Source organism: Gilliamella sp. wkB292, assembly GCF_001690235.1.
In the GTDB taxonomy this organism is placed as follows: domain Bacteria; phylum Pseudomonadota; class Gammaproteobacteria; order Enterobacterales; family Orbaceae; genus Gilliamella; species Gilliamella apicola_F.
Window position 1 is genome coordinate 48,840 of record NZ_LZGO01000047.1, and the last position, 23,399, is coordinate 72,238.

The following is a 23,399-nucleotide window of genomic DNA, read 5'->3' on the forward strand; positions in this document are numbered from 1 at the left end:
CTAACTAAATTTTATTTTTTCGTGGATTAATGTGTAATATAATTTAAAAACATATTAACAATAATATTAGGAATTAATCTAAATGTTTGGAAATAAAACAAATCGGCAAATTATTATTTGGACCACACTTATTGGTGGGTTTATTAGTGCATTAGTAAAATGGGGCTCTGAAGTCAATATGCCGCCTCGCGTTCCTGGCGAAATTTCACCACCAGCAGCACATATTGATGCATGGCTTGGCTGGTTAGGTATTAACTCTCACTCTCTTGATTATGTCTATCAAACGGCGACAGTATCAGGAGCGGTGACACTTTACCATTGGTTATTTAGTTTTGCTTTTGCCTTTGTGTATGTTTTTATCGCTTATTTTTGGAATAATATTCGTTTATGGTATGGTGCGTTTTACGGCATTATTATTACCGTTGCCATGCATGGATTTTTAATTCCATTACTCGGTTTTCGTCATCCTGCTTATGATCCAGAAGGAACAGTGGGTTGGTTATGGAATTTAAATGGTTATGAACTTTGGAGTGAAATTTTAGGTCACATCTATTGGGGCGTATCAATTGAAATTTGTATGATTGCTGTACTTGCTCATTTTTCAAGACCAATTCGTGGTGAATGGCGTAAGTAATTCGATAAAATAAAAACCAATCCCGCTATTGTGCTAATAGCGGGATTTTTTTTGCTGATAATTATATTTGTTATAGCTAAAAACTATATTAACCAATAAAAAAGTAGAATTATTCAATAACAATTTTTTTTGTTATCTTTTTAACCACTAAAGAAATGTGATTAAGATGAAAAGGAAACAAAAATGAATACTGCTGTTATTGGTTATCCTCGTGTTGGTAAACTTCGTGAACTTAAGTTTGCAACTGAAGCTTATTTTAAAGGCAATAAAACCCAAGCTGAATTATTAAACGAAGCAAAAGCGCTTCGTGCAGAGCACTTAAAACAACAAAGTGCACAAAAAATTGCTTATATCTCATCTAATGACTTTTCATTTTATGATGCGGTTTTAGATACCGCTTGTTTACTTAATGTGATTCCAAAGCGTTATCAAGATTTAGGTTTGCCTGAGCTTGATCGCTATTTTGCGATGGCGCGTGGCTATCAAGGTGACAAAGGCGATGTGCGAGCTTTAGCAATGAAAAAATGGTTCAATACCAATTATCATTATTTAGTGCCTGAAATTGAAGATTCAGTGCAAATTAAATTAGCTGGCAACAAACCATTTGATGAGTATCAAGAAGCAAAAGCACTCGGTATTCAAACTAAACCTGTTTTAGTTGGTCCATTAACCTTTTTTAAATTGGCTCAATATTTAGGTAATAAAAAAATCACTGACTTTAAAGCTGATATTATTAAAGCTTATCAAGATATTATTCAAAAATTTACGGCATTAGGTGCAGAGTGGATTCAAATTGATGAGCCAATTTTAGTCACTGATCTTAATCAAAATGATATCGCTTTATTTACTGAGCTTTATCAAGCAATCTTATCTGTCAAAGGTGCAACTAAAGTGGTTCTACAAACCTATTTTGGTGATGTACGTGATTGTTATAAAGAGTTAGTTGCTCTGCCATTCGATGGTATTGGTCTTGATTTTGTTGAAGGAAAACAATCATTAGCATTACTTGAAGCTAATGGTTTTCCAGCGAATAAAGTGTTATTTGCAGGTGTTGTTAATGGTAAAAACATCTGGAAAAATAATTATCAAAAAACGTTAGCTTTACTTGGTAAGATTAAACAAAAAGCGGCTAACATCGTTATTAATACTTCATGCTCATTATTACATGTACCTTATACGTTGCAGAATGAAACCAAACTAACCATTCAACAACGTGCTTACTTTGCTTTTGCTCAAGAAAAACTGCAAGAACTTGCAGAGTTGGGACAATTATTTAAAGAAGCTAATCCTGAAAATAATGCAGCTTATAAAGCAAATCAAACATTATTTACCCGTGAACGTGAAGGGGCAAATCATTCTGTACGTGAAAAAGTGGCTGCGTTAAAAGCGTCTGATTTTACCCGTTTACCGGAATTTTCAGTACGTGAGGCAACACAGAAGAAAGCCTTTAATTTACCACTATTGCCAACCACGACTATTGGTTCTTTCCCACAAACACCAGATGTGCGCGTAAATCGTGCAAAATTCAAAAAAGGTGAAATTTGTTTGAATGAATATACTGAGTTTAATAAGCAAAAAATTGCAGAATGTATCAAGCTTCAAGAAAAAATTGGTATTGATGTATTAGTTCACGGTGAATTTGAACGTAATGACATGGTGGAGTATTTTGGTGAAAGCTTAAATGGCTTTGTCTTTACCGAAAAAGCATGGGTTCAATCTTATGGTACTCGTTGTGTTAAGCCACCAATTGTATGGGGTGATATTTCACGTTCTAAACCGATTACGGTTGAATATTCAAAATATGCGCAAAGCCTTACTGATAAACCTGTTAAAGGTATGTTGACAGGACCTGTGACAATTCTTAACTGGTCATTCCCACGTGAAGATATTTCACAAAAAGAATCAGTATTCCAAATTGCGTTAGCCATAGGTGATGAAGTATTAGATCTTGAAGCTGCTGGTATTAAAATCATTCAAATTGATGAGGCCGCACTTAAAGAAAAATTACCATTACGTAAAGCGGATTGGAACAGTGAATACCTTGATTGGGCAATTCCATCATTTAGATTAGTACACAGCAAAGTACAAGCTGATACACAAATTCATACCCATATGTGTTATAGCGAATTTGCAGATATTATTAAAGATATCGACGCAATGGATGCCGATGTGATTTCGTTTGAAGCTTCACGCTCAAATCTACAATTAATTGATGTGCTTAAAGCTAATAACTTTAAAACAGAAGTTGGGCCTGGTGTATATGATATCCATTCACCACGTGTTCCGCCTGTTGCTGAAATTAAAGCAACCATTGAGAAATTACTAGCAAAAATTGACAAGCAAAAACTTTGGATCAATCCAGATTGTGGCTTAAAAACTCGAGGCGAAAAAGAAGTGGTTGAAAGCTTAGAGCATTTAGTACAAGCAACCTTAGAAGTTAGAAAAACACTTAATTAATACTCTGTTTGCCAAGTAAGGTCTCTTGGTTATACCTCAGATTCCGCCACCTTTTTTGGTGGCGGAAATGTCAGTAAGGACAATCGTTGTCACACGAATGGATGAAACAGATGAAAACAAATTTACTTTTTAATAAAAAAACGGTGTTCTCTTTTGAAGTTTTTCCACCCAAAAAAACATCACCATTAGAGACTATCTATAGCACATTACGTGAACTTGGCTATTTTAAGCCTGATTTTATCAGTGTTACATATGGAGCAGGCGGTAGTTTAAATGGTCAAACCACCATTGATATTGCACATTCAGTTAAACACACTTATGGTATTGAGAGTGTTGCCCATTTACCGGGTATTAATTTTGATAAAGCTGAGATGAGTAAAATTTTACATGAGCTAAAATGTGCAGGTATTGATAATGTCTTAGCGTTACGTGGTGATATTAGTCCGAATGTACAACCCAAAAATGATTTTCGTTTTGCCAGCGAATTAGTATCGTTCATTAAAGAAAATGGGGATTTTAATATTATTGGCGCATGCTATCCAGAGGGACATCTTGAAGCAGCTACCCTTAAACAAGATCTGATTCATTTAAAAGAAAAGGTGAATGCAGGTACCGATCAGTTAATCTCACAGCTCTTTTTTGATAATGATTATTTCTATGCGTTTTTAGATAAAGCGCGTGATATGGGGATTAACGTACCAATTGAAGCAGGCATTATGCCGGTAACGAATAAAAATCAAATTGAACGTATGGTTTCAATGTGTGGTGTGAATCTACCGAAGAAGTTCAAACAGATGATGGAAAAATATGAACATCATCCTGATGCATTCCGTGATGCTGGTATTGCTTATGCTATCGATCAGATTGTGGATTTAGTTTCACAAAATGTTGACGGTATTCATTTATATACTATGAACAATAGTTATATCGCTAGAAGAATCAGTGAAGCGGTATCAACGTTATTAGCAGTGCCAAAATCGGCTTAGAAAAGATAGATTAGACAGAAAATTGGTTGCGGGGGCTGGATTTGAACCAACGACCTTCGGGTTATGAGCCCGACGAGCTACCAAGCTGCTCCACCCCGCGTCAAAGAGGTGAGCTATAATATAGTAATAAAATAATAAAGCAATACCTTTTTGGTTTAACTGTCCTATATTTAAACATTATTAAGTAAATATAGGCTATCTCTTTACATAAATACACCTGTAATCTGAAATTTATTCACAACATAAGTTGTATTTTTAATTTATTTCCTGTTTTTATTGTTAGAATATTTACACAATTAATTAAATAATAGGATGAATTATGTCTAATCAATATCATGGATCATGTTTATGTGGAAAGGTTAAATTAACGGTACCTTTTAAAAATACCCAATTTAGTGCTTGTCATTGTAATACTTGTCGTAAATGGGGTGCGGGGCCATTTATGACATTAATGTATGATGGACAAATAGCGGTTGAAGGGCAAGAAAACATTAGTGTTTATAATTCATCTCAATGGGCAGAAAGAGCATTTTGTCAAGTATGTGGTACTCACCTTTATTATCATATGAAAGATACACAACACTATTATATTTCTACTTGGATTTTTGAAGATATTAACGATCTACAATTTACTACTGAAGTATTTATTGACAAAAAACCAACTTGCTATGCGTTTGCTAATCCTACCCATAAATTGACAGAGGCTGATATCTTAGCCATGGCTGCGGCTAATAAATAGTATAAAAAGTTAATTGTTAACTTAATTATCGATCATCAATAATTAGCCAATAAAATGCATTATTATGGTGTGGTTTTATTGGTTAATTTGACGATAAACTTATCTTTAAAAGGTGATGTTAATACATGAAACCAGTTGGAAAAAAGAAAATGATTTTCTTTTTTAGCCCAGATCATTACTTGTCACAATGGTATCCTTGTCGTTTTGTTATTGATGATATTGAGTTTACCAGTACCGAACAATGGATGATGTATGCTAAGGCAATGTTATTTCAAGATTTGGATTGTGCTAATGCTATTTTAGCGACGTCTTCTGCCAAAATGCAGAAAAATCTGGGTAAAAAGGTAACTAATTTTGATGATAATATTTGGAATATTCATAAAAAAGAGATAGTTTTTAAAGGGAATTTAGCTAAGTTTTCGCAAAATGCTGAGCTCAAAACCTATTTATTATCGACCAAAGGTAAAGTATTAGCAGAGGCAAGTCCATACGATAAAATTTGGGGAATAGGTTTAAGTATGGATGATGAGATGCGCTTTAATATGACTAAATGGCGAGGTCAAAACTTATTGGGTGAAGTTTTAATGCAAGTTAGGGAAGCATTAAAAGCATCAAAGCTTTAATGTTTTTTATTGGGTATTAAGCTCGTTATTGCAATAAACACAATTATTCACTGACAACTAAATGCTCTTGAATACCTAATTGGGCAATGCCTAAACGAACCTTTTGTCCTGCTTTCAAAAAGATTGGTTTAGGTTTAATACCAAGACCAACGCCAGCGGGTGTACCTGTTGCGATAATATCACCCGCTTGTAAACTCATAAATTGGCTGACATAACTTATGATCTGTTTAACATCAAAAATCATATTACTGGTATGACTGTGTTGATAGCGTTTGCCATCGACTTCTAACCATAATTCAAGATTTTGTGGATCTTTAATTTCGTCGGCTGTGACTAGCCAAGGTCCAATAGGGCCAAAACTATCGCAACCTTTACCTTTGTCCCAAGTTCCACCACGATTTTTTTGATAATCACGTTCAGAAACATCATTAACCACGCAATAACCAGCAACATAAGTTAATGCATCTTGCTCTTGAATATATTTACCTTCTTTGCCTATGATGATTCCTAGCTCTACTTCCCAATCGGTATGGGTTGAGCCTCGGGGTAATACAATATTATCATTAGCACCACTAATGGCACTGGTCCATTTATTGAAAATAACTGGTTCGTTAGGAATTGGCGCGCCAGTTTCTTTTGCATGATCGATATAGTTCAAACCAATACAGATAAATTTACCGACTTTACCAACACAAGGGGCAATACGCTCAGGACGATTAACTATTGGTAGCGTATCAATATCCATTTGGCTAATTTTTGTTAGCACATTATCGGCTAATGTTTGTGCATCAATATCGGCAATTACTGCACTTAGATCGCGCAGTTGATCTTGGTCATCTAAGATGGCTGGTTTCTCATTTCCTTTCAAACCATAACGCAGTAATCGCATATTACTCCCCCTATCATTTTACAGGCTGATTTTGCCCAAAACTTATTGGTACAGTGCTTGTAATGGTATAACGGTTTTTGCCGGATCGCAATCGAGTGCAGCGGTGGTGGCATAGGCTGCATTCATCGTTGTATCGTAGTGTACTTTATATTGTATTGCACTTCGACGCAGGATTTTTGATGCTTCAATGGCTGCGCGTCCCGAAGTGGTATTAAGAATATAACTATATTCACCATTTTTAATATGGTCATGAATATTGGGTCGACCTTCGTTCTCTTTTTTAACGATTTGACAAGCAATACCGGCTTGTTGCAATATTTTAGCTGTGCCGGTAGTGGCATCAATTGTAAAGCCATGTGCAACAAGTCGCTTAGCCACTTGGAGTAGGCGAGTTTTATCTTGATCACGAACTGATAAGAGCGCTTTCCCCGATTTTTTCATATTCGATAAACTACCCAACTGTGCTTTAGCAAAGGCTTCGGCAAAGGTTTTTCCAATTCCCATTACTTCACCTGTGGATCGCATTTCAGGCCCTAAAATGGGGTCAACGCCGCTAAATTTATTAAACGGTAATACCACCTCTTTAACCGAAAAGTAAGGAGGAATGACTTCCTTGGTGATATTTTGTTTAGCAAGTGATTGTCCTGTCATTACTCTAGCTGCAATTTTTGCTAAGGGCAAACCGGTAGCTTTTGACACAAATGGTACCGTACGTGCGGCTCGAGGATTGATTTCGATCAGATACACATCATTATTTTTAATCGCAAATTGACCGTTCATCAAACCTTTAACATTAAGTTCCTGTGCTAATTGTTTGGCTTGCTTGCGTAATTTATCTAAAATTTCTGGACTGAGAGTATACGTTGGTAATGAACAAGCAGAATCTCCCGAGTGAATGCCGGCTTGTTCAATATGTTCCATAATGCCACCAATTACAATTTGTTCACCGTCGGCAATCACATCAATATCAACTTCAATGGCATCATCTAAAAAGTGATCAAGTAATACCGGTGCATTATTCGATTCACTGACTGCGGTTTTAAAATAACGCCGTAGATCTTGTTCGTTATAAACAATTTCCATTGCTCGTCCACCTAAAACATAAGATGGTCGAACCACTAAGGGATAACCAATCTGTTCGGCCTTAATCACCGCATCTTCAATATCGGTAACAGTAGCATTAACGGGCTGTTTTAATTTTAATTTTTCAACAATAGCTTGAAAGCGTTTTCGGTCTTCCGCTTTATCGATCGAATCAGGTGAGGTACCAATAATCGGTATGCCAGCCGCTTCAAGCGCACGAGCCAATTTTAAAGGTGTCTGTCCACCATACTGCACAATAACCCCATTTGGTTTTTCTACATAAGCAATTTCTAATACATCTTCAAGCGTGACAGGCTCAAAATAGAGTCGATCTGAAGTATCATAATCGGTTGATACCGTTTCGGGATTGCAATTCACCATAATGGTTTCATAACCATCTTCACGTAGCGCCAGCGCTGCATGCACGCAACAGTAATCAAACTCAATTCCTTGCCCAATTCGATTCGGTCCACCACCTAATATCATGATTTTAGGACGATTAAATTGTGGCTTAGCTTCACACTCTTGCTCATAAGTTGAGTAAAGATAAGCGGTGTCGGTTGCAAACTCAGCGGCACAAGTATCAACGCGTTTATAAACCGGATGAATATCGTATTGGTTTCGTCGATCACGAACGTCTTGCTCTTTGACATTTAGCAGTTTAGCGATACGTAAATCTGAAAAACCTTTACGCTTAAGTTGCCATAATGATTCTGAATTAAGGCTAGCTAATGATTGTGATTTTAGTTGGTTTTCAAGGCTAATAAGTTCTTCAATCTGCACTAAAAACCAGCGATCGATATTTGTTAGTGTGAAGATTTCATCTAAACTAAAGCCTGCTCGAAAAGCATCTGCGATATACCAAATGCGTTCAGCTCCTGCTTCTTGCAGTTCATACCGTATTTTGCTGAGATTTTTTTCATCATCATAATTTTCAATTTTCGGATCAAAACCACACGCACCGACTTCAAGCCCTCGTAGTGCCTTTTGTAATGATTCTTGAAAAGTTCGACCAATGGCCATCACTTCGCCCACTGATTTCATTTGGGTCGTTAAACGGTCATTACATCCGGCAAATTTTTCGAAGTTAAAGCGAGGTATTTTTGTCACAACATAATCGATAGACGGCTCAAATGACGCAGGTGTTTTACCGCCAGTAATATCATTGGAAAGTTCATCAAGCGTATAACCAACCGCTAATTTAGCGGCGATTTTGGCAATAGGAAAGCCAGTTGCTTTCGATGCTAGTGCAGATGAGCGTGATACACGTGGGTTCATTTCGATAACAATAAGTCGCCCTGTTTTAGGATCGACCGAAAATTGTACATTTGAGCCGCCGGTTTCGACACCGATTTCACGCAGTACCGCAATCGACGCATTACGCATGATTTGGTATTCTTTATCGGTTAATGTTTGAGCAGGAGCAACAGTAATAGAGTCACCCGTATGGATGCCCATAGGATCCAAATTTTCGATCGAACAAACAATAATACAGTTATCATTTTTGTCTCGAACAACTTCCATTTCATACTCTTTCCAACCTATCAAAGATTCATCAATCAATAGTTCATTGGTGGGAGAAAGATCCAATCCTCGAGCACAAATCTCTTCAAACTCTTCGGTGTTATAGGCGATACCACCGCCAGTTCCACCCATCGTAAATGAAGGACGAATAATGCAAGGAAAGCCAACTTGTTCAAGTACGACATAAGCCTCTTTTAATGAGTGTGCAATACCTGAACGTGCTGTATCAAGTCCTATTTTTTTCATCGCTTGGTCAAAGCGCTTACGATCTTCAGCTTTATCGATAGCATCAGCGGTGGCACCGATCATTTCAACATTAAATTGCTTTAAAATACCTTGCTTTTCAAGCTCTAAAGCGCAGTTTAGTGCCGTTTGCCCGCCCATAGTTGGTAAAATGGCGTCAGGCCTTTCTTGTTCGATGATTTTGGCAACGGTTGACCAGTGAATAGGTTCTATATAGGTGGCATCGGCCATCTCTGGATCTGTCATAATGGTTGCCGGATTCGAATTAACTAAAATAACGCGATAACCTTCTTCACGTAGGGCTTTACAGGCTTGAGCGCCTGAATAATCAAATTCACAAGCTTGACCAATAACAATTGGACCAGCGCCAATAATTAAAATCGATTTGATATCTGTTCGCTTAGCCATGTTATTGCTCCTGCTTATAAATTTTTATTAATTCAATAAAGTGATCAAAAAGGGGGGCGGCATCATGGGGGCCAGGGCTTGCTTCAGGATGGCCTTGAAAGCTAAAAGCCGGTTTTTGATTGTGATGAATACCTTGCAATGAATCATCAAATAAAGATTTATGTGTAGCGCGCAAATTGCTCGGTAAACTGGCTTCATCGACAGCAAAACCATGATTTTGCGCAGTGATCATGACGCGATTATTTTCTAAATCTTTAACGGGATGATTACCGCCATGATGTCCAAATTTCATTTTTATGGTTTTTGCACCACACGCCAGTGCTAACAGTTGATGACCTAAGCAGATACCAAAGATAGGAATATTAGTGGTTAAAAATGCCTTAATTGCATCTATAGCATAAGTACAGGGTGCGGGATCACCAGGACCATTTGATAGGAATATGCCATCTGGGTTTAGTGCTAATACTTCAGCTGCGGGTGTTTTGGCTGGTACTACTGTTAATTTACATCCTCGCTCAACTAACATTCGTAAAATATTTCGTTTTACGCCAAAATCATAAGCAACAACATGCAAAGGTAGCGTGTTCTCAGCTTTCGGCATAGGATTTTCATTCTCTCTTGTCCATATACTTTGTGTCCAGATATAGCTTTTTGTGCAAGTCACTTCTTTTGCTAAATCTAATCCTGATAATCCTTTAAAATTTATTGCTTGTTGCTTGGCCGCTTGGGCATTATCCAATAAGGTTTGTTTATTTGTTGCTGTTATTATTACGCCATGTTGTGCACCTTTTTCACGCAATATTCTGGTTAAACGACGGGTATCGATATCTGCAATAGCAATGACATTATGCTTTTTTAAATAGCTTGAAAGATCAAGCTCACTACGGTAATTGCTGGTTATTAGGGGCAAATCACGAATGATTAAACCTTTAGCATAAACTTGACTAGATTCGGCATCGGCATCATTCGTACCGACATTACCAATGTGTGGATAAGTTAAGGTAACGATTTGCTCGCAATAAGAGGGATCAGTTAGGATTTCTTGATAGCCAGTCATTGATGTATTAAAAACGACTTCGCCAACTGTTTGTCCGTCAGCGCCGATTGATTTACCAATAAATGTTGAACCATCTTGTAACATAAGGAGGGCATAAGTTTGCATAATTAAAAAGACCTTTTGAATAAAAATATATTTAAATTGAATAAAAATTCAATCTTGCTTATCTTTCCATATACAGCACTCGGCTAGTTTATTACAATATTTTAAATAAAAAAAGTATTATTATTAAAAATAACTAAATAATAATGTCTAATTTTTGAGATTTTAGCTGGGTTTTGGGGGTTGTTATTGATTTTTGAAAAATTGGCTTGAAAGTGAATAATTATTCAAATAAAATTATTCAAATCATGATAACTAAAGGGGTATTGCATGCACGGGTTTTATCAGCGCCATTTCTTAAGATTACTCGATTTCACACCAGCAGAAATTAATCAATTAATTAATCTTGCTATTGAATTAAAACAGGCTAAGTACCAAGGAGCGGAAAAAAAACATTTATCAGGTAAAAATATCGCTTTAATTTTTGAAAAAGACTCTACTCGTACCCGCTGTGCATTTGAAGTTGGTGCTTACGATCAAGGTGCACAAGTGACTTATTTGGGACCAAGTGGTAGTCAAATTGGTCATAAAGAGTCGATTGCTGATACTGCACGAGTGCTTGGTCGAATGTATGACGGTATTGAATATCGAGGTTATGGGCAAGATATTGTTGAAACCTTAGCAAAATATGCTGGTGTGCCGGTTTGGAATGGTTTAACTACCGAAGCGCATCCAACCCAAATCCTTGCTGACTTTATGACCATGCAAGAGCATATTGGAAATCGAGCTTTAAATAGTGTTAAATTTGCTTACTTGGGGGATGCACGTAATAATATGGGCAACTCATTAATGGAAGGCGCGGCATTAATGGGAATGGAAATTCGCCTTGTTGCGCCGAAAGCTTGCCAACCTGAAGCTGAACTGGTGCAAAAATGCCAAGCGATAGCCAAAACCACTGGTGCTAAAATTATCTTAACAGAAGATGTTGCCGAAGGTGTAAAAGATGTTGATTTCCTCTATACCGATGTTTGGGTATCAATGGGCGAACCGAAAGAAGTATGGGATGAGCGAGTAAAATTATTAACCCCATACCAAGTCAACCAAAATGTGATCAAATTAACTGGCAACCCTAAAGTTAAATTTATGCATTGCCTACCAGCTTTTCATGATATGAATACGACTGTTGGTAAACAGATGGCTGCTCAATATGGTTTGAAAAATGGCTTAGAAGTGACAGATGAAGTTTTTGAATCCGAGCATAGTATTGTTTTTGATGAAGCCGAAAATCGACTACACACCATTAAAGCTGTCATGGTTGCAACCTTAACTAAAGACGAATAATATACCTATCTGGACTTAATGCTTATAAGGCATTAGCTTTTTATGATTTGCCGACTTTAGTCGGCAAAATTTTATCAATAAGAATCACGACATAATGACTAAACAAGATCGCAATAAAGATTTTAAAAAATACCTAAAACTTACCAATCCAATCCATTTTTTAGCGGTTGGGCTAGGCAGTGGTTTATCGCCTATTATGCCAGGAACCATGGGCTCATTAATGGCAATTCCATGTTGGTTATTATTTAATGGCTTGCAACCCATTTTATACTGGGTATTGATGGTTGTTGCCTTTATATTTGGTTGTTTTTTATGTCAAAAAACATCTGATGATACGCATACTCATGATTCGGGACATATCGTTTGGGATGAGTTTGTCGGCATGTGGATAACCTTATTTTTTATTCCACAAGTTTCTATTCTCTGGGTCATGATTGCTTTTGTTGCATTTAGAATATTTGATATGGCAAAACCGTGGCCTATTCGTTGGTTTGATAAGCGTGTACCAGGTGGATTTGGGATTATGGTCGATGACGTTATCGCCGCTATTTTTTCATCTATTACTGTTTATCTATTAACTTATCTGATTAACTGCTGATTTAAAAACAATATTGTTTTGCTTTCTTTTATTATCGCTTGTTTTTATCTTAACAAGCGAGTTGTCTTGCATAATGATTTTAGCTAAAAAAGGGCCATTTAAATTGGCTAATACATTTTTTGTGACCAGCCAAGTTTAGTTGAAAGATTATTAAAGTAATCATAGTCTTTAGAGTGAATTAGGTTAAATTCATACTCTGAACGACGAATAATCACATCCTGACTTGGTTTCACCGGTAAAATTATTTGACTGTCACAGGCGATATTTAGATCGAGTGCGGTGGTTGGAAATTTAAGGTGAATAGGGTTGTCACTTTTAATAACTAATGGCCTAACTGCTAATGAATGCGGAAACATAGGTGTAATAATTAAAGCATCTAAATGCGGAGCTAAAATAGGTCCGCCGGCAGATAAAGAATAGGCTGTTGAGCCAGTTGGTGTGGCAATAATTAAGCCATCAGCCCGCTGTGAAAAGGCATTACGTTCATTGATGTAGACATCATAATCAATCATATGCGCAACGGTATTTGGCGTAACGACAATTTCATTAACGGCAAAACCAGAATTGATTAATTTGCCATTATCATAAATAGAGACTTCGACTAAAAAGCGAGGATCGTCATCATATTCACCTGCAATCACAGGGCTTAACTGCTCGATCACTTTTTCATGTGAAATATCGGTTAAAAAACCCAGATTGCCACGATTGACGCCAATTACCTTTATTTTATAGTGTGATAAGCAACGTGCTGAGCGCAACATATTACCATCGCCCCCTACCACGATAGCCAAATCTGCCTGCTCACCTATTTTATCTAGTGAAGCATAAACTTTGGCTGGGAATTTAATATATTCCGCTAATCGGTCTTCAACTAAAACCTCAATTCCCAATTTAACCAGCCAATCATAGAGTACGCTATGTGTTTCGATTGCCTCAAGTTTTCTTGGAATGCCAATTAAGCCAATACATTTAAATGGTGCACTCATAGAATATCCTTGTTATTGTTAGATATAAATTGCTGTATTTTTTTATAACAGTCAAAAAAATATCTATCAACTTATTGTTAAGCTTGTAATAATAAAATTTGTCCCCATAATAACCGTTATTAACTAAGTTTTCGACTACATTTGGAGTACCGTATGACAGAGCAAGATAAGAATATGTCAGAAAATGAATCTAACATTGATACCGCAACCGAATCATCAAACGAGCAAGCTACACAAGCTCAACCTAATGTTGATGAGCAATTAAAAGTGAAAGATGCACGAATTGCCGAGCTTGAACAAGAATTACAAATTGCTAAAAAGAATGAAAGCGAAGCCATGATTCGTGCTCGTGCCGAGATCGACAACGTGCGCAAACGTGTAGAGCAAGATGTTGATAAAGCCCGTAAATTTGCGCTTGAAAAGTTTTCGAACGAATTATTACCTGTCATTGATAATCTAGAACGTGCTTTAGAATCAACTGATAAGGATAATCCACAGCATCAAGCAACGGTTGAAGGCTTAGAGCTGACCTTAAAATCATTTTTAGATACCGTGAAAAAATTTGGTATTGAAGTGATTAACACCCAAGATTCACAATTAAATCCAGACTTACATCAAGCGATTAGTATGGTTGAGTCACCTGAACATCAATCAGGTCAAATCGTAAATACCATTCAAAAAGGTTACACGTTAAATGGTCGATTAATTCGTCCAGCTATGGTAATTGTTGCTAAATAAAGTAAAAAATGAGCCGCCTTAAAAGGGCGGCTAAACTTATTTATTGCGTTGCTCTTCTCGCGTCAATTTTTTCATTTTTTGTTCAATTCGTTGACGTTTTAATGGTGAAAGGTAATCAACAAATAATTTACCTTTTAAGTGATCCATTTCATGTTGAATACAAATAGCAAATAATTCATCGGCATCAATTTGGTAAGGGTTACCATGGCGATCAAGTGCTTTAATTTTAATTTTTTCTGCTCTTGGTACAAATCCACGGCAATCAGGAACTGATAAACAACCTTCTTCAATACCTGTTTCACCTTCTTGACTAATAACCTCTGGATTAATAATGACATAAACTTGACTTTTGTCTTCCGAAACATCAATAACAATAATTTGTTCATGTACATCGACTTGAGTTGCCGCAAGTCCAATACCATTTTCGGCGTACATTGTCTCAATCATATTATCAATGATGGTTTGTAGCTCAGGTGTAAAATTAGTTACAGGTTTTGCAACTTTGCGAAGTCGTTCGTCAGGAAAACGTAATACCGGTAAAATAGCCATAAATTGTTCGATCTACTCCTCATTTGTTAGGTTTTATCAACTTGCTCACATTGTAAACATTTATCTTGGTAATGAATAGCCTTAGTTGGCTATTGATAAAATATATCTTATCAATTCAAGTTAAGGCATCTGTTTTAGATGTGAATCAAGAGGAATGTAATGAGTAAATATGAATTCTTGCTCCGAATTTCAATGCTTGGTCATGGAAAACTGGCTATTTTTAAAAAATTGGGTCAGTTTTTTGTATCTGGTCTACCTAATCAAATTAAGGATGTTCCTTTTTTATTAGAAAAATTAGGTTTAAGCAAAACTCAACAAACACATTGCTTATCTATCTCTTATTTACATTTTGAACCGGTGCTCAATTGGTTAAATAATTCTTGCCCACCCAGATCGTTGATCGCTTATTGTGATTTACACTATCCCGCTTTACTAAAGCAAATCAGTTCGCCCCCTATATTTTTATTTGTAATGGGAAATGCTCAGCTGTTATCTTCCCCCCAAATTGCGATGGTCGGTAGCCGTGAATTTAGTGAATATGGTGCGCAATGGGGGCGATATTTTGCAGGTGAGCTTGCGATTAATGGTTTAACGATAACCAGTGGTTTAGCGCTTGGTTTAGATGCAATTTGCCATCGAGGTGCTCTTGAAGTATCGGGTGATACTATAGCTGTTCTTGGCAGTGGCTTAGCTAAGATCGCACCAACATCTAATCTTAAACTCGCGCAAGATATTTTGGCACAAAATGGTGCGTTAGTATCTGAATTTTTGCCCTTTGAAAACGCGAGAGCTGCGTACTTTCCAAGACGTAATCGGATTATAAGTGGATTAAGTTTAGGCACGTTTGTTGTTGAAGCCTCTGAAAAAAGTGGATCGTTAATTACTGCGCGTTATGCTATTGAACAAAATCGTGATGTGTTTGCTTTACCTGGGGATATTGATAATCAAAACTGTAGTGGAACCCATTATTTAATTAAACAAGGTGCCTATTTAGTGACTCAACCTATCGATATTTTAGAACACTATAACGGTTATTTATCAACAATGGTGCGGCAAGAAAAAAAACAACATGATGACAGTATTTTGTATCCCGAAATTTTTGCTGTGATCCATCACCAACCTATAGCTGTTGATGTGATTGCCTCATTAGTTGATTTACCAATTCCAGAGCTAACCAGTAAACTATTAGAGATGGAAATTGCTGGATTAATTATGACAGTAACTGGCGGTTTTATTCGTACAAGAATTCGCTAATACATTTTTATTGTCGCGAATTTTTAGCTAGATTATCTGTTAAGAATAGCTGCCACCGATATGAATCGGTGGTGAATATACTTTTTATTTTTCTTCAATTTCTAATGCAATTTCAGATAGGATAATGCCGGTGTTATCGGCATAGACAAAATCACCTGAAAAGAAAGTTACACCGCCAAAGTTAACACGGATATCGACTTCACCCACACCTTGATCTTCTGAGCCGACAGGAATTGCTGCAAGAGCTTGAATACCGATTTCAGCATCAGCAAGGTAATCAACTTGACGAACCGCACCATAAACGATTATGCCTTCCCATTGATTTTGAATAGCAATATCAATTAATTCTGCATCGATTAGTGCTCGTCGAACCGATCCTCCACCATCAATCACCAATATTTTGCCAGTACCATTGGATTGTAAGACTTCGTATAATAAGCCGTTATCTTCAAAACATTTTACTGTTACAGCTTGACCTGAAAATGACGATACACCACCAAAATTGCTGAAAATTGGTTCAACGACGTTAACATCTTCTGGGTAATAATCGCAAAGAATTGAAGTATCAAACTCCATCATCGAGTCTCCTTTTGCATTTTAAATTGTGTGTAGTATAACGCTAACATTGATTAACACGATATAAAATTTAAATAAACGTGAGCTAGCTCAAAATAATACCCAAACAATAAAGTAAATTAGTTAATAAAGCAAGTTTGACCATCTGTATTAACAAAGGTAATGCTTCATTTGAATTGCGATATTGTAAAACCGCATAAATATGTTTGCCATATAGTGGTAAGATTATTAAGAATAATCCACTATAAATAGTGTGTAGTTGATAATAAGAAAACAAGCTAAAAAAGCTTAGAGAACAGAGCAATAACAATATATGGTAATATCGCCCAAAAGTGTTTCCCATCAAGACTACAAGCGTTGTTTTATGATTGAGTCGATCACTGTCGATATCGCGTAAGTTATTAATATTAAGAACCGCTACAGCCAATAAGCCGCTTCCAATAGATGGCAAGATAATCGATACAGATAATAATTTAGTTTGTAAAAAATAACTGCCCATTACCCCAACTAAACCAAAAAAGAGCAATACGGATAAATCACCTAGTGCAATATAACCGTAAGGTTTTTTACCAATAGTGTAAGTGATGGCTGCGATAATCGCCAAAAGTCCTAACAGAATAAAGCTTAATAATTGATAAACACTATTACAGGCTACAATAATTAAAATTAATCCCGATAAGATACATAACAAAATGTTAATCCATAATGCTATCTTTAATTGCTTTAAGGTAATTAAACCTAATTGAATGCCTCGAGCATGTGCGCTGAGATTTTGCTTATCACTCCCTTTAATGGCATCACCATAGTCATTGGCTAAATTAGATAATATCTGTAATAGAGCGGCTGTGGTGATTGAAAACAGCATAATAAATAGATTGAATGCGTGTTGCCAATAAGCTAGCGCATTGCCCATTAGAATTGCAGAAAGCGAAAGTACTAATGTTTTTGGACGTAAACTAATAATCCACGGATAACATTTCATTGATATTTAACATGTTATTTAAATTTACTGAATTAGCAGACATCATAACAGTAATTGATATTAACTGCTAATGATGAACTAAGTGAATTTTATTTTTCTAATTTTATCAATATAAGTTCTTTTCATTTTTTTAAAGAATCGTCTTACTTGCCCTTGTCTTAATGCGGCAATAAAAAAACCAAGTGAGCCGTACATCACGCCAAGCATTAAAATCATAAATACATTAAACCAATTATCTGTTAGACCTAATCCCATTTGATTAACGCCCGCGATCATATTGGTTGCCCAAGTTGAGGGTAACATTCTTGAAACTGTCTGCACCCAAAGAGGCATGGCATCAAGCGGCCAAATTGTACCGGATAAGTAAAATACAGGCGTTGTTAAAAATGCCAGTGTTAAATAGATCATTTCTGCTCTACGTAAACACTCGGTCAGTAATTTGCTGAGACCTAAAACTGCAAGCAATAATGGAAATGTCATAATTAAAATTTCAGGTATGTTTGCCAATTGCCTGTATCCTAAAACCCAAGGCCATAAACCAAATAGCACAATTGATAAGAATAACCAAATTGGAATTAAACCGCATAAACTACCTATTACCGCGATTTTGGGTGGTTTTCCTTGAGGCAGTGAGTTTAAAGTTATATTCGTGCGCGTTGAAGCAATTAAAAATGAGTGTTGTAATAACATCACTAATAAACCAGGAAACGTTATTGCAGCAAAGCTAATTCCAGCATTATAAAGAGGCTCAGTTTGACCATTTATTGGTGAAAGAATGACATTGATTTGTTTGTCTGAAAAACCATTATTTCGCATAATTCGGCTATTAAATTCCGTTAATATTTGCTGATAAATGCCCTTTATGTCCACCTGTATTAAGCCATTAGCTAAACGGCTTGAAGCATCACCATAAGCTGGGATTGTCACTTCTTGACCACTTAAGATCCGTTTTTCAAAATCTCGAGGAATGGTGAAAACAGCAAACAGTTTACGATTATTGATATCGTCATAAGCTTCTAATGAACCTTCGTATATAATTGTTTCAATCTTGGAACTGGTATTTAAAGAACGAATAAGGCTACGGCTGGTTGCTGTATGATCTTGATCAACAATTGCTACAGGTAAACTCGTAATCGTACCATTACTATACACTAAGCTCATCAACGAGACAGATACTAACAGCAACAACCACATCGGGCGTATTAGCATAAATAAAAATATTTTTGCAAATGAAGACCAAAATATTTTAACCACCAAATGTTTCCTCTTACTGTGAATGTAGCCGTCTAACTAAGCGTTTTCGAACTAACACTGTAATAATTATTGGGTAAATCATTAAAATACTACAGGTTTTTAGTACTGAAAGATAACTAGAATGCCGCAAAAATAGATCAAACAATTTATTTAGAGCATAGGTTAACGGCTCAAGAGATGAGATAAATCTTGCAATCCAAGGCATCGATAATTCGGGTACAACTACACCAGAATAAGTGAGTGCCAAACCAACCAAGACACCAATATAGGTGTAAGCATCTAAAGAGGTTTTGGTAAATGTGTAGAGCAAAATACCAATACTTTGTGCAGCAATAACATAAAAGAACACCACCACAATCATAGCAAAGGGCGAGCCTGATACGCGAGCATGCGAAAATAGCACCAACATGGCGATTTCAAAAATGAGTAACATGGTATACCAAATGGTATAAGGTGCTAACTTGCCGAGCACAAACGGATAATTTGGACGAGTACGTTTAGGTAGCTGCGCTAAAATATGAATTGTGGTTGTGACTACAAATAGTTGTAACAAATGTACTACAGCAGAGAACTGTTGGAAGTACATAGAGTTGCCGCTAGCATTAAATAGCCCATCATAATTGAAGTTAACTTTTGCCAGCGTTGGAACAGGTAAGCCAACACTGGTTGCCATTGTGGTTCGATATTGAGTATTTAATGTGGCAATCAAACCTGAATAATCCATAATTGAATACAGACCTGCACTATAATATAACGCATTATAATAAAGCATAGGCGTAGGTTGACGACCGGCTAATACGTCCGCTTCAAAATTGGGTGGAATATATAAAATGGCATAAATTTTAGCTTTTTGTAAATCACGTTCAGCAATAGAAAGTTGGCTATCATAATTGATAAGATTAGCATGTGCGCCAGCATTAAGATCGCGCACTATTTCACGTGATAAACTACTTTTGTCATTATCAATATAGCCAACTGGTAAATCAAATAATACTCCACGATGGAAGATACTACTGATTAATATGAAAATAATCAGCGGTAAAATCCACATTAGCCAGTGGAAAGTAAACCGTCTAAATATGACTGGTATTTCAGCGTTAAATGCTTGTTTAAAACGCTGCCAAAAGTCTAAAATTAGTTGTCTAATTTCCATAAGGTGCTCATGCCAGCGCGTAAACCTGCAATAGGTGTAGTTGGATAAAGTCTAACTTCAAAAGTTTTCAAGTCAAAGTCACCAGTGGCACGAGTTGCGCGTTTAGTTGCGTAATCACCCATAGGCGCGATATAACGAATTTCCGCTTCAACCTCTTTATTACCAAGTGCAGGTACTTCTAATTTAACGTGATCCCCTTTGTGGATATTAGGCATAATATTTTCACGAAGATTAAATACAAAATAGGCTTCGGGTAATCGAATTATGGTTAATAATGGACTATTTGCATTAAATAACTCGCCAACTTCAGCCGGGATAGATCCAATTTCACCTTCAACTGGGGCTTTAACTTTCAAGTCATCGTATTGGATTTGTAATTGTTTCAGTTGTTCTTCTGCTTGCTTTAATTGCGCATCATAAATTTGACGTTGTTCAACTCGGTCACCATTTTTGGCCTGATCTAAATTAGCTTGTGCAGATTGAACTTGTTGAAAAGCAGCGTCGCGAGTTTTTAAAGCATTATCTAATATTGATTGAGAGACAAATCCTTTGCTTGAAATGGCTTTATTACGTTCATACTCTTTTGATGCATTGTTGTAATCTACTTTGGCTTGTTTAAGCAGTGCTTCGTAGTAACGAATGCTTTCTTCACGTGTTCCATGTTCTGAAAGTTCGACTTGCGCCTGAGCTTGATCGCGAGCCGCTTCGGCCGCTTTGACTTGCGCTAAAAGCTCAGGACTATCAAGAGTAATAACAATCTGATTAGGCTTAACATCATCGCCTCGATTGACATTGATGACTTGTACCCGGCCTTTCGCTTTTGACGAGATACTGACATTAGGCGCATCAACCTCACCTTGTAATATGAGTTGATTATTGTGTGATCGAATTAAAATTGTCATTGAAATTAAAATAACAATTAATGCAATAATAATAAAAGTTCTTTTATTCATAAATTTTTTAAGAGTGACAGTAATTAGATAAGGCCTAAAGAGTTAGGATAATTGTATGCAATATGGATTTTACATACGTAAATTGTAACTATTCTTTATATTATACGAAATGTGTTTTATTTAAACAACGAAAGCAAGTTCTTTGTTTAAAGAATACGTAAATATTGGCACTTTTATAGATATTATTATTATTTTATTTGGACAATATATAAATTTCAATCATTCTAAACTACTATTTTAATAGATTTTATTTATGAATAAGATTAGTTAAAAGAAATAGATAAAAACCGACTTATTTAGTATGATATTTAAAATTGAAATACGAAGGCCTAAAATTTATGAAAAAAATAATTATTATTGGTGGTGGCGCTGGTGGTTTGGAACTAGCGACAGACCTAGGCGATAAGCTGGGAAAAAGTAATAAAGCACAGATAACGTTAATTGATAAAAATAGTTATCATCTTTGGAAACCACTATTACATGAAGTTGCAACCGGTGTTCTTGATGAACAAGTTGATAATATTTATTACTCTTCTCAAGGGCAAGATCATTGTTTTGGATTTACTCAAGGTACGTTTACCGATATAGATCGTGATAACAAATTAGTTAAAATTATCGACAATAATAATGAAACAACGTCCCTTGCGTATGATTTTTTAGTGATAGCAATTGGTAGCACTTCTAACGATTTTGGTACGCCAGGTGTGAAAGAGCACTGTATCTTTTTAGATGACCAAAATGCGGCAATTAGTTTACGTGAAACCTTAATTTCTAAATTTACCAGTTTTTGCTCTATTATTGATGAGAGCGAAACAAAAGATGAAGATAAAATCCGTATTGCTATCGTTGGTGGTGGCGCAACAGGTGTTGAATTAGCCTCTGAGCTACCTCATATGGTTGAAACTTTCGGTGCTTGTGGACGCAATAAAATGTGTTCTGATTTATTAGATGTTTCGGTAATTGAAGCAACTGATCGAATTCTACCTGCCTTACCAGAAAAAACAGCGGAAAGTATTACTCAAACTTTACAAAAACGCGGTATTCATGTGTTAACTAAAACCATGATTACTAAAGCTGAAAGTGACGGTTTTTACCCTAAAGAAGGGGACGAGATTAAAGCCGACATTATGATCTGGACTGCTGGTGTTAAAGCGCCTGACTTTTTAAAAGAGATTGCCGGTTTAGAATCAAGCCGCTCTAATCAGTTGGTCGTCAAACCGACATTACAAACTACGCGCGATGATAGTATTTTTGTTATTGGTGACTGTGCTTATGCTATGCAAGATAACGGCCATGCATCTCCTCCTACCGCGCAAGCTGCACATCAAATGGCAAAAGTGTGTTATGAAAACATTGTTAACTTGTTTAATAATCAACCAATGAAGTCATTTAAATATTCTGACAAAGGTACCATAATTTCGTTGCACGATACTGCACAAGGAGTGGTTAAATTGGGCAGTAAAAGTGAAATGAGTGTTAAAGGCTTTTTAGCGTTAATGATTCATCGATTACTTTATCGTACACATCAGGCGAGTTTACTTGGCATATTTAAAACCATTCGGTTTGCTAGCGCAAGTAAAGTGATGTATAAAGCTAAAGCGTCGTCGATTTTTACTAATCGAGATTAGTTTTTACATAAGAACATATAGCTACTTATAAGAATAAAAATTATAAGTAGCTATTTTTTATATAATTAAGGCTAATTAGTTTAGTTATTTGGGTTTTTATTTATGCGTTTTGTTTCAGTACTTGTGTTATTATTAACCAGTTTCATTTGTGTTGCTGACTACAAACCTCAAGATGGGGATATTATCTTTCAATCCTCTCAATCCCGTCAAAGTCTTGCTGTTCAACAAGCCACTAACTCACCTTATAGTCATATGGGAATAATTTTTATTAAAAATGGAAAACCTTATGTCTTTGAAGCGGCAAATAAAGTGGTCTATACACCGTTTGATAAATGGATAAATCGAGGAAAAAATAGAAAATATATAATTAAACGTCTAAAAGATCACCCTTTATCACAGCAAGAAATTTCTCATTTAAAACAAGTTGCTCATTCATTTGAAAATAAGCCTTACGATATTTGGTTTGGTTGGGATGATACATATATTTATTGTTCTGAATTAGTTTGGAAAATTTATGACCGAGCATTAGCGTTGAAAATTGGACAATTACAAAGAATTAAAGATTTTAATCTTTCAGCACCAGCAGTTAAACAAAAACTAACTGAACGTTATGGAGATAAGATCCCTTATTCAGAAAAAGTGATTTCGCCTGTTGCTATGTTTAACTCGCCATTATTGGTTACTGTTGATAAGCATTGGTAG

General features: G+C 36.1%; 21 protein-coding genes and 1 tRNA gene. 11 read left to right on the forward strand and 11 right to left on the reverse strand.

Annotated features, from left to right (window positions below; translation table 11 throughout):
• Positions 1 to 82 precede the first annotated feature (82 nt).
• The 3 genes from A9G09_RS04775 (at position 83) to metF (ending at position 4,077) form a co-directional block, all read left to right on the forward strand.
• Entirely contained in the window at positions 83 to 634 is a 552-nt protein-coding gene (locus tag A9G09_RS04775; RefSeq protein WP_065633762.1) for a DUF1440 domain-containing protein, read from the forward strand.
• A gap of 183 nt (positions 635 to 817) precedes the next feature.
• Positions 818 to 3,091, forward strand: a complete 2,274-nt coding sequence (metE, locus tag A9G09_RS04780; RefSeq protein ID WP_065633763.1) for a 5-methyltetrahydropteroyltriglutamate--homocysteine S-methyltransferase — start codon at positions 818 to 820, stop codon at positions 3,089 to 3,091.
• Positions 3,092 to 3,201: 110 nt separating this feature from the next.
• Positions 3,202 to 4,077 (forward strand): methylenetetrahydrofolate reductase [NAD(P)H], encoded by an 876-nt coding sequence (gene metF / locus A9G09_RS04785; protein WP_065633764.1) that lies wholly within the window; start codon positions 3,202 to 3,204, stop codon positions 4,075 to 4,077.
• A gap of 23 nt (positions 4,078 to 4,100) precedes the next feature.
• On the opposite strand, the gene A9G09_RS04790 is transcribed toward metF, so the two are convergent.
• Positions 4,101 to 4,177: transfer RNA gene (locus tag A9G09_RS04790), tRNA-Met, on the reverse strand.
• A 219-nt stretch (positions 4,178 to 4,396) separates the two neighbouring features.
• Here A9G09_RS04790 and A9G09_RS04795 point away from each other — a divergent pair.
• Positions 4,397 to 4,816 (forward strand): GFA family protein, encoded by a 420-nt coding sequence (locus A9G09_RS04795; RefSeq protein ID WP_065633765.1) that lies wholly within the window; start codon positions 4,397 to 4,399, stop codon positions 4,814 to 4,816.
• 125 nt (positions 4,817 to 4,941) lie between these two features.
• Positions 4,942 to 5,439 carry an NADAR family protein gene (locus tag A9G09_RS04800; RefSeq protein ID WP_065633766.1) on the forward strand — a complete coding sequence of 166 codons (498 nt, stop codon included), beginning with the start codon at positions 4,942 to 4,944 and terminating at the stop codon, positions 5,437 to 5,439.
• Between the two features lie 43 nt (positions 5,440 to 5,482).
• On the opposite strand, the gene A9G09_RS04805 is transcribed toward A9G09_RS04800, so the two are convergent.
• The 3 genes from A9G09_RS04805 to carA are packed head-to-tail and all read right to left on the reverse strand — an operon-like array spanning position 5,483 to position 10,748.
• A complete protein-coding gene (locus tag A9G09_RS04805; RefSeq protein WP_065633767.1) occupies positions 5,483 to 6,328 on the reverse strand; it encodes a fumarylacetoacetate hydrolase family protein in 846 nt (281 codons plus the stop codon).
• Between the two features lie 42 nt (positions 6,329 to 6,370).
• Complete coding sequence (gene carB / locus A9G09_RS04810) at positions 6,371 to 9,586, reverse strand: carbamoyl-phosphate synthase large subunit (RefSeq protein WP_065633768.1); 3,216 nt, start codon at positions 9,584 to 9,586, stop codon at positions 6,371 to 6,373.
• A 1-nt stretch (position 9,587) separates the two neighbouring features.
• On the reverse strand, positions 9,588 to 10,748 hold the full coding sequence (gene carA, locus A9G09_RS04815; RefSeq protein WP_065633769.1) for a glutamine-hydrolyzing carbamoyl-phosphate synthase small subunit: 1,161 nt from the start codon (positions 10,746 to 10,748) through the stop codon (positions 9,588 to 9,590).
• A 267-nt stretch (positions 10,749 to 11,015) separates the two neighbouring features.
• On the opposite strand from carA, the gene argF reads away from it, so the two are divergent.
• Entirely contained in the window at positions 11,016 to 12,026 is a 1,011-nt protein-coding gene (gene argF, locus A9G09_RS04820) for an ornithine carbamoyltransferase (protein ID WP_065633770.1), read from the forward strand.
• A 94-nt stretch (positions 12,027 to 12,120) separates the two neighbouring features.
• Complete coding sequence (locus A9G09_RS04825; RefSeq protein WP_065633771.1) at positions 12,121 to 12,624, forward strand: phosphatidylglycerophosphatase A; 504 nt, start codon at positions 12,121 to 12,123, stop codon at positions 12,622 to 12,624.
• A gap of 107 nt (positions 12,625 to 12,731) precedes the next feature.
• Here the strand turns inward: A9G09_RS04825 and nadK are convergent, their stop codons facing one another.
• Positions 12,732 to 13,610, reverse strand: a complete 879-nt coding sequence (gene nadK / locus A9G09_RS04830; protein ID WP_065633772.1) for an NAD(+) kinase — start codon at positions 13,608 to 13,610, stop codon at positions 12,732 to 12,734.
• A 153-nt stretch (positions 13,611 to 13,763) separates the two neighbouring features.
• Here nadK and grpE point away from each other — a divergent pair, with 153 nt between their 5' ends.
• Positions 13,764 to 14,348 (forward strand): nucleotide exchange factor GrpE, encoded by a 585-nt coding sequence (gene grpE, locus A9G09_RS04835; protein ID WP_065633773.1) that lies wholly within the window; start codon positions 13,764 to 13,766, stop codon positions 14,346 to 14,348.
• A 36-nt stretch (positions 14,349 to 14,384) separates the two neighbouring features.
• On the opposite strand, the gene def is transcribed toward grpE, so the two are convergent.
• The gene (gene def, locus A9G09_RS04840; RefSeq protein WP_065633774.1) at positions 14,385 to 14,897 is read right to left on the reverse strand and encodes a peptide deformylase; all 513 of its coding nucleotides are present in this window, start codon (positions 14,895 to 14,897) and stop codon (positions 14,385 to 14,387) included.
• A gap of 159 nt (positions 14,898 to 15,056) precedes the next feature.
• Here def and dprA point away from each other — a divergent pair, with 159 nt between their 5' ends.
• Positions 15,057 to 16,151 carry a DNA-processing protein DprA gene (gene dprA / locus A9G09_RS04845; protein WP_065633775.1) on the forward strand — a complete coding sequence of 365 codons (1,095 nt, stop codon included), beginning with the start codon at positions 15,057 to 15,059 and terminating at the stop codon, positions 16,149 to 16,151.
• A gap of 84 nt (positions 16,152 to 16,235) precedes the next feature.
• On the opposite strand, the gene rraA is transcribed toward dprA, so the two are convergent.
• From rraA to A9G09_RS04870, 5 genes are all read right to left on the reverse strand, one after another.
• Positions 16,236 to 16,727 carry a ribonuclease E activity regulator RraA gene (gene rraA, locus A9G09_RS04850; RefSeq protein WP_065633812.1) on the reverse strand — a complete coding sequence of 164 codons (492 nt, stop codon included), beginning with the start codon at positions 16,725 to 16,727 and terminating at the stop codon, positions 16,236 to 16,238.
• A gap of 85 nt (positions 16,728 to 16,812) precedes the next feature.
• Positions 16,813 to 17,709, reverse strand: a complete 897-nt coding sequence (locus tag A9G09_RS04855) for a 1,4-dihydroxy-2-naphthoate polyprenyltransferase (RefSeq protein ID WP_065633776.1) — start codon at positions 17,707 to 17,709, stop codon at positions 16,813 to 16,815.
• A gap of 78 nt (positions 17,710 to 17,787) precedes the next feature.
• Positions 17,788 to 18,918: an ABC transporter permease gene (locus A9G09_RS04860; protein ID WP_065633813.1), complete on the reverse strand. Its 1,131-nt coding sequence runs from the start codon at positions 18,916 to 18,918 to the stop codon at positions 17,788 to 17,790.
• Positions 18,919 to 18,976: 58 nt separating this feature from the next.
• On the reverse strand, positions 18,977 to 20,116 hold the full coding sequence (locus tag A9G09_RS04865; protein WP_065633777.1) for an ABC transporter permease: 1,140 nt from the start codon (positions 20,114 to 20,116) through the stop codon (positions 18,977 to 18,979).
• Entirely contained in the window at positions 20,098 to 21,069 is a 972-nt protein-coding gene (locus A9G09_RS04870) for an HlyD family secretion protein (RefSeq protein ID WP_065633778.1), read from the reverse strand. The genes A9G09_RS04865 and A9G09_RS04870 overlap by 19 nt, the downstream gene beginning before the upstream one ends.
• A 338-nt stretch (positions 21,070 to 21,407) precedes the next feature.
• On the opposite strand from A9G09_RS04870, the gene A9G09_RS04875 reads away from it, so the two are divergent.
• Positions 21,408 to 22,697, forward strand: coding sequence for an NAD(P)/FAD-dependent oxidoreductase (locus A9G09_RS04875; protein ID WP_065633779.1), 1,290 nt, complete (start codon positions 21,408 to 21,410; stop codon positions 22,695 to 22,697).
• A 102-nt stretch (positions 22,698 to 22,799) separates the two neighbouring features.
• Positions 22,800 to 23,399 carry a YiiX family permuted papain-like enzyme gene (locus A9G09_RS04880; protein ID WP_065633780.1) on the forward strand — a complete coding sequence of 200 codons (600 nt, stop codon included), beginning with the start codon at positions 22,800 to 22,802 and terminating at the stop codon, positions 23,397 to 23,399.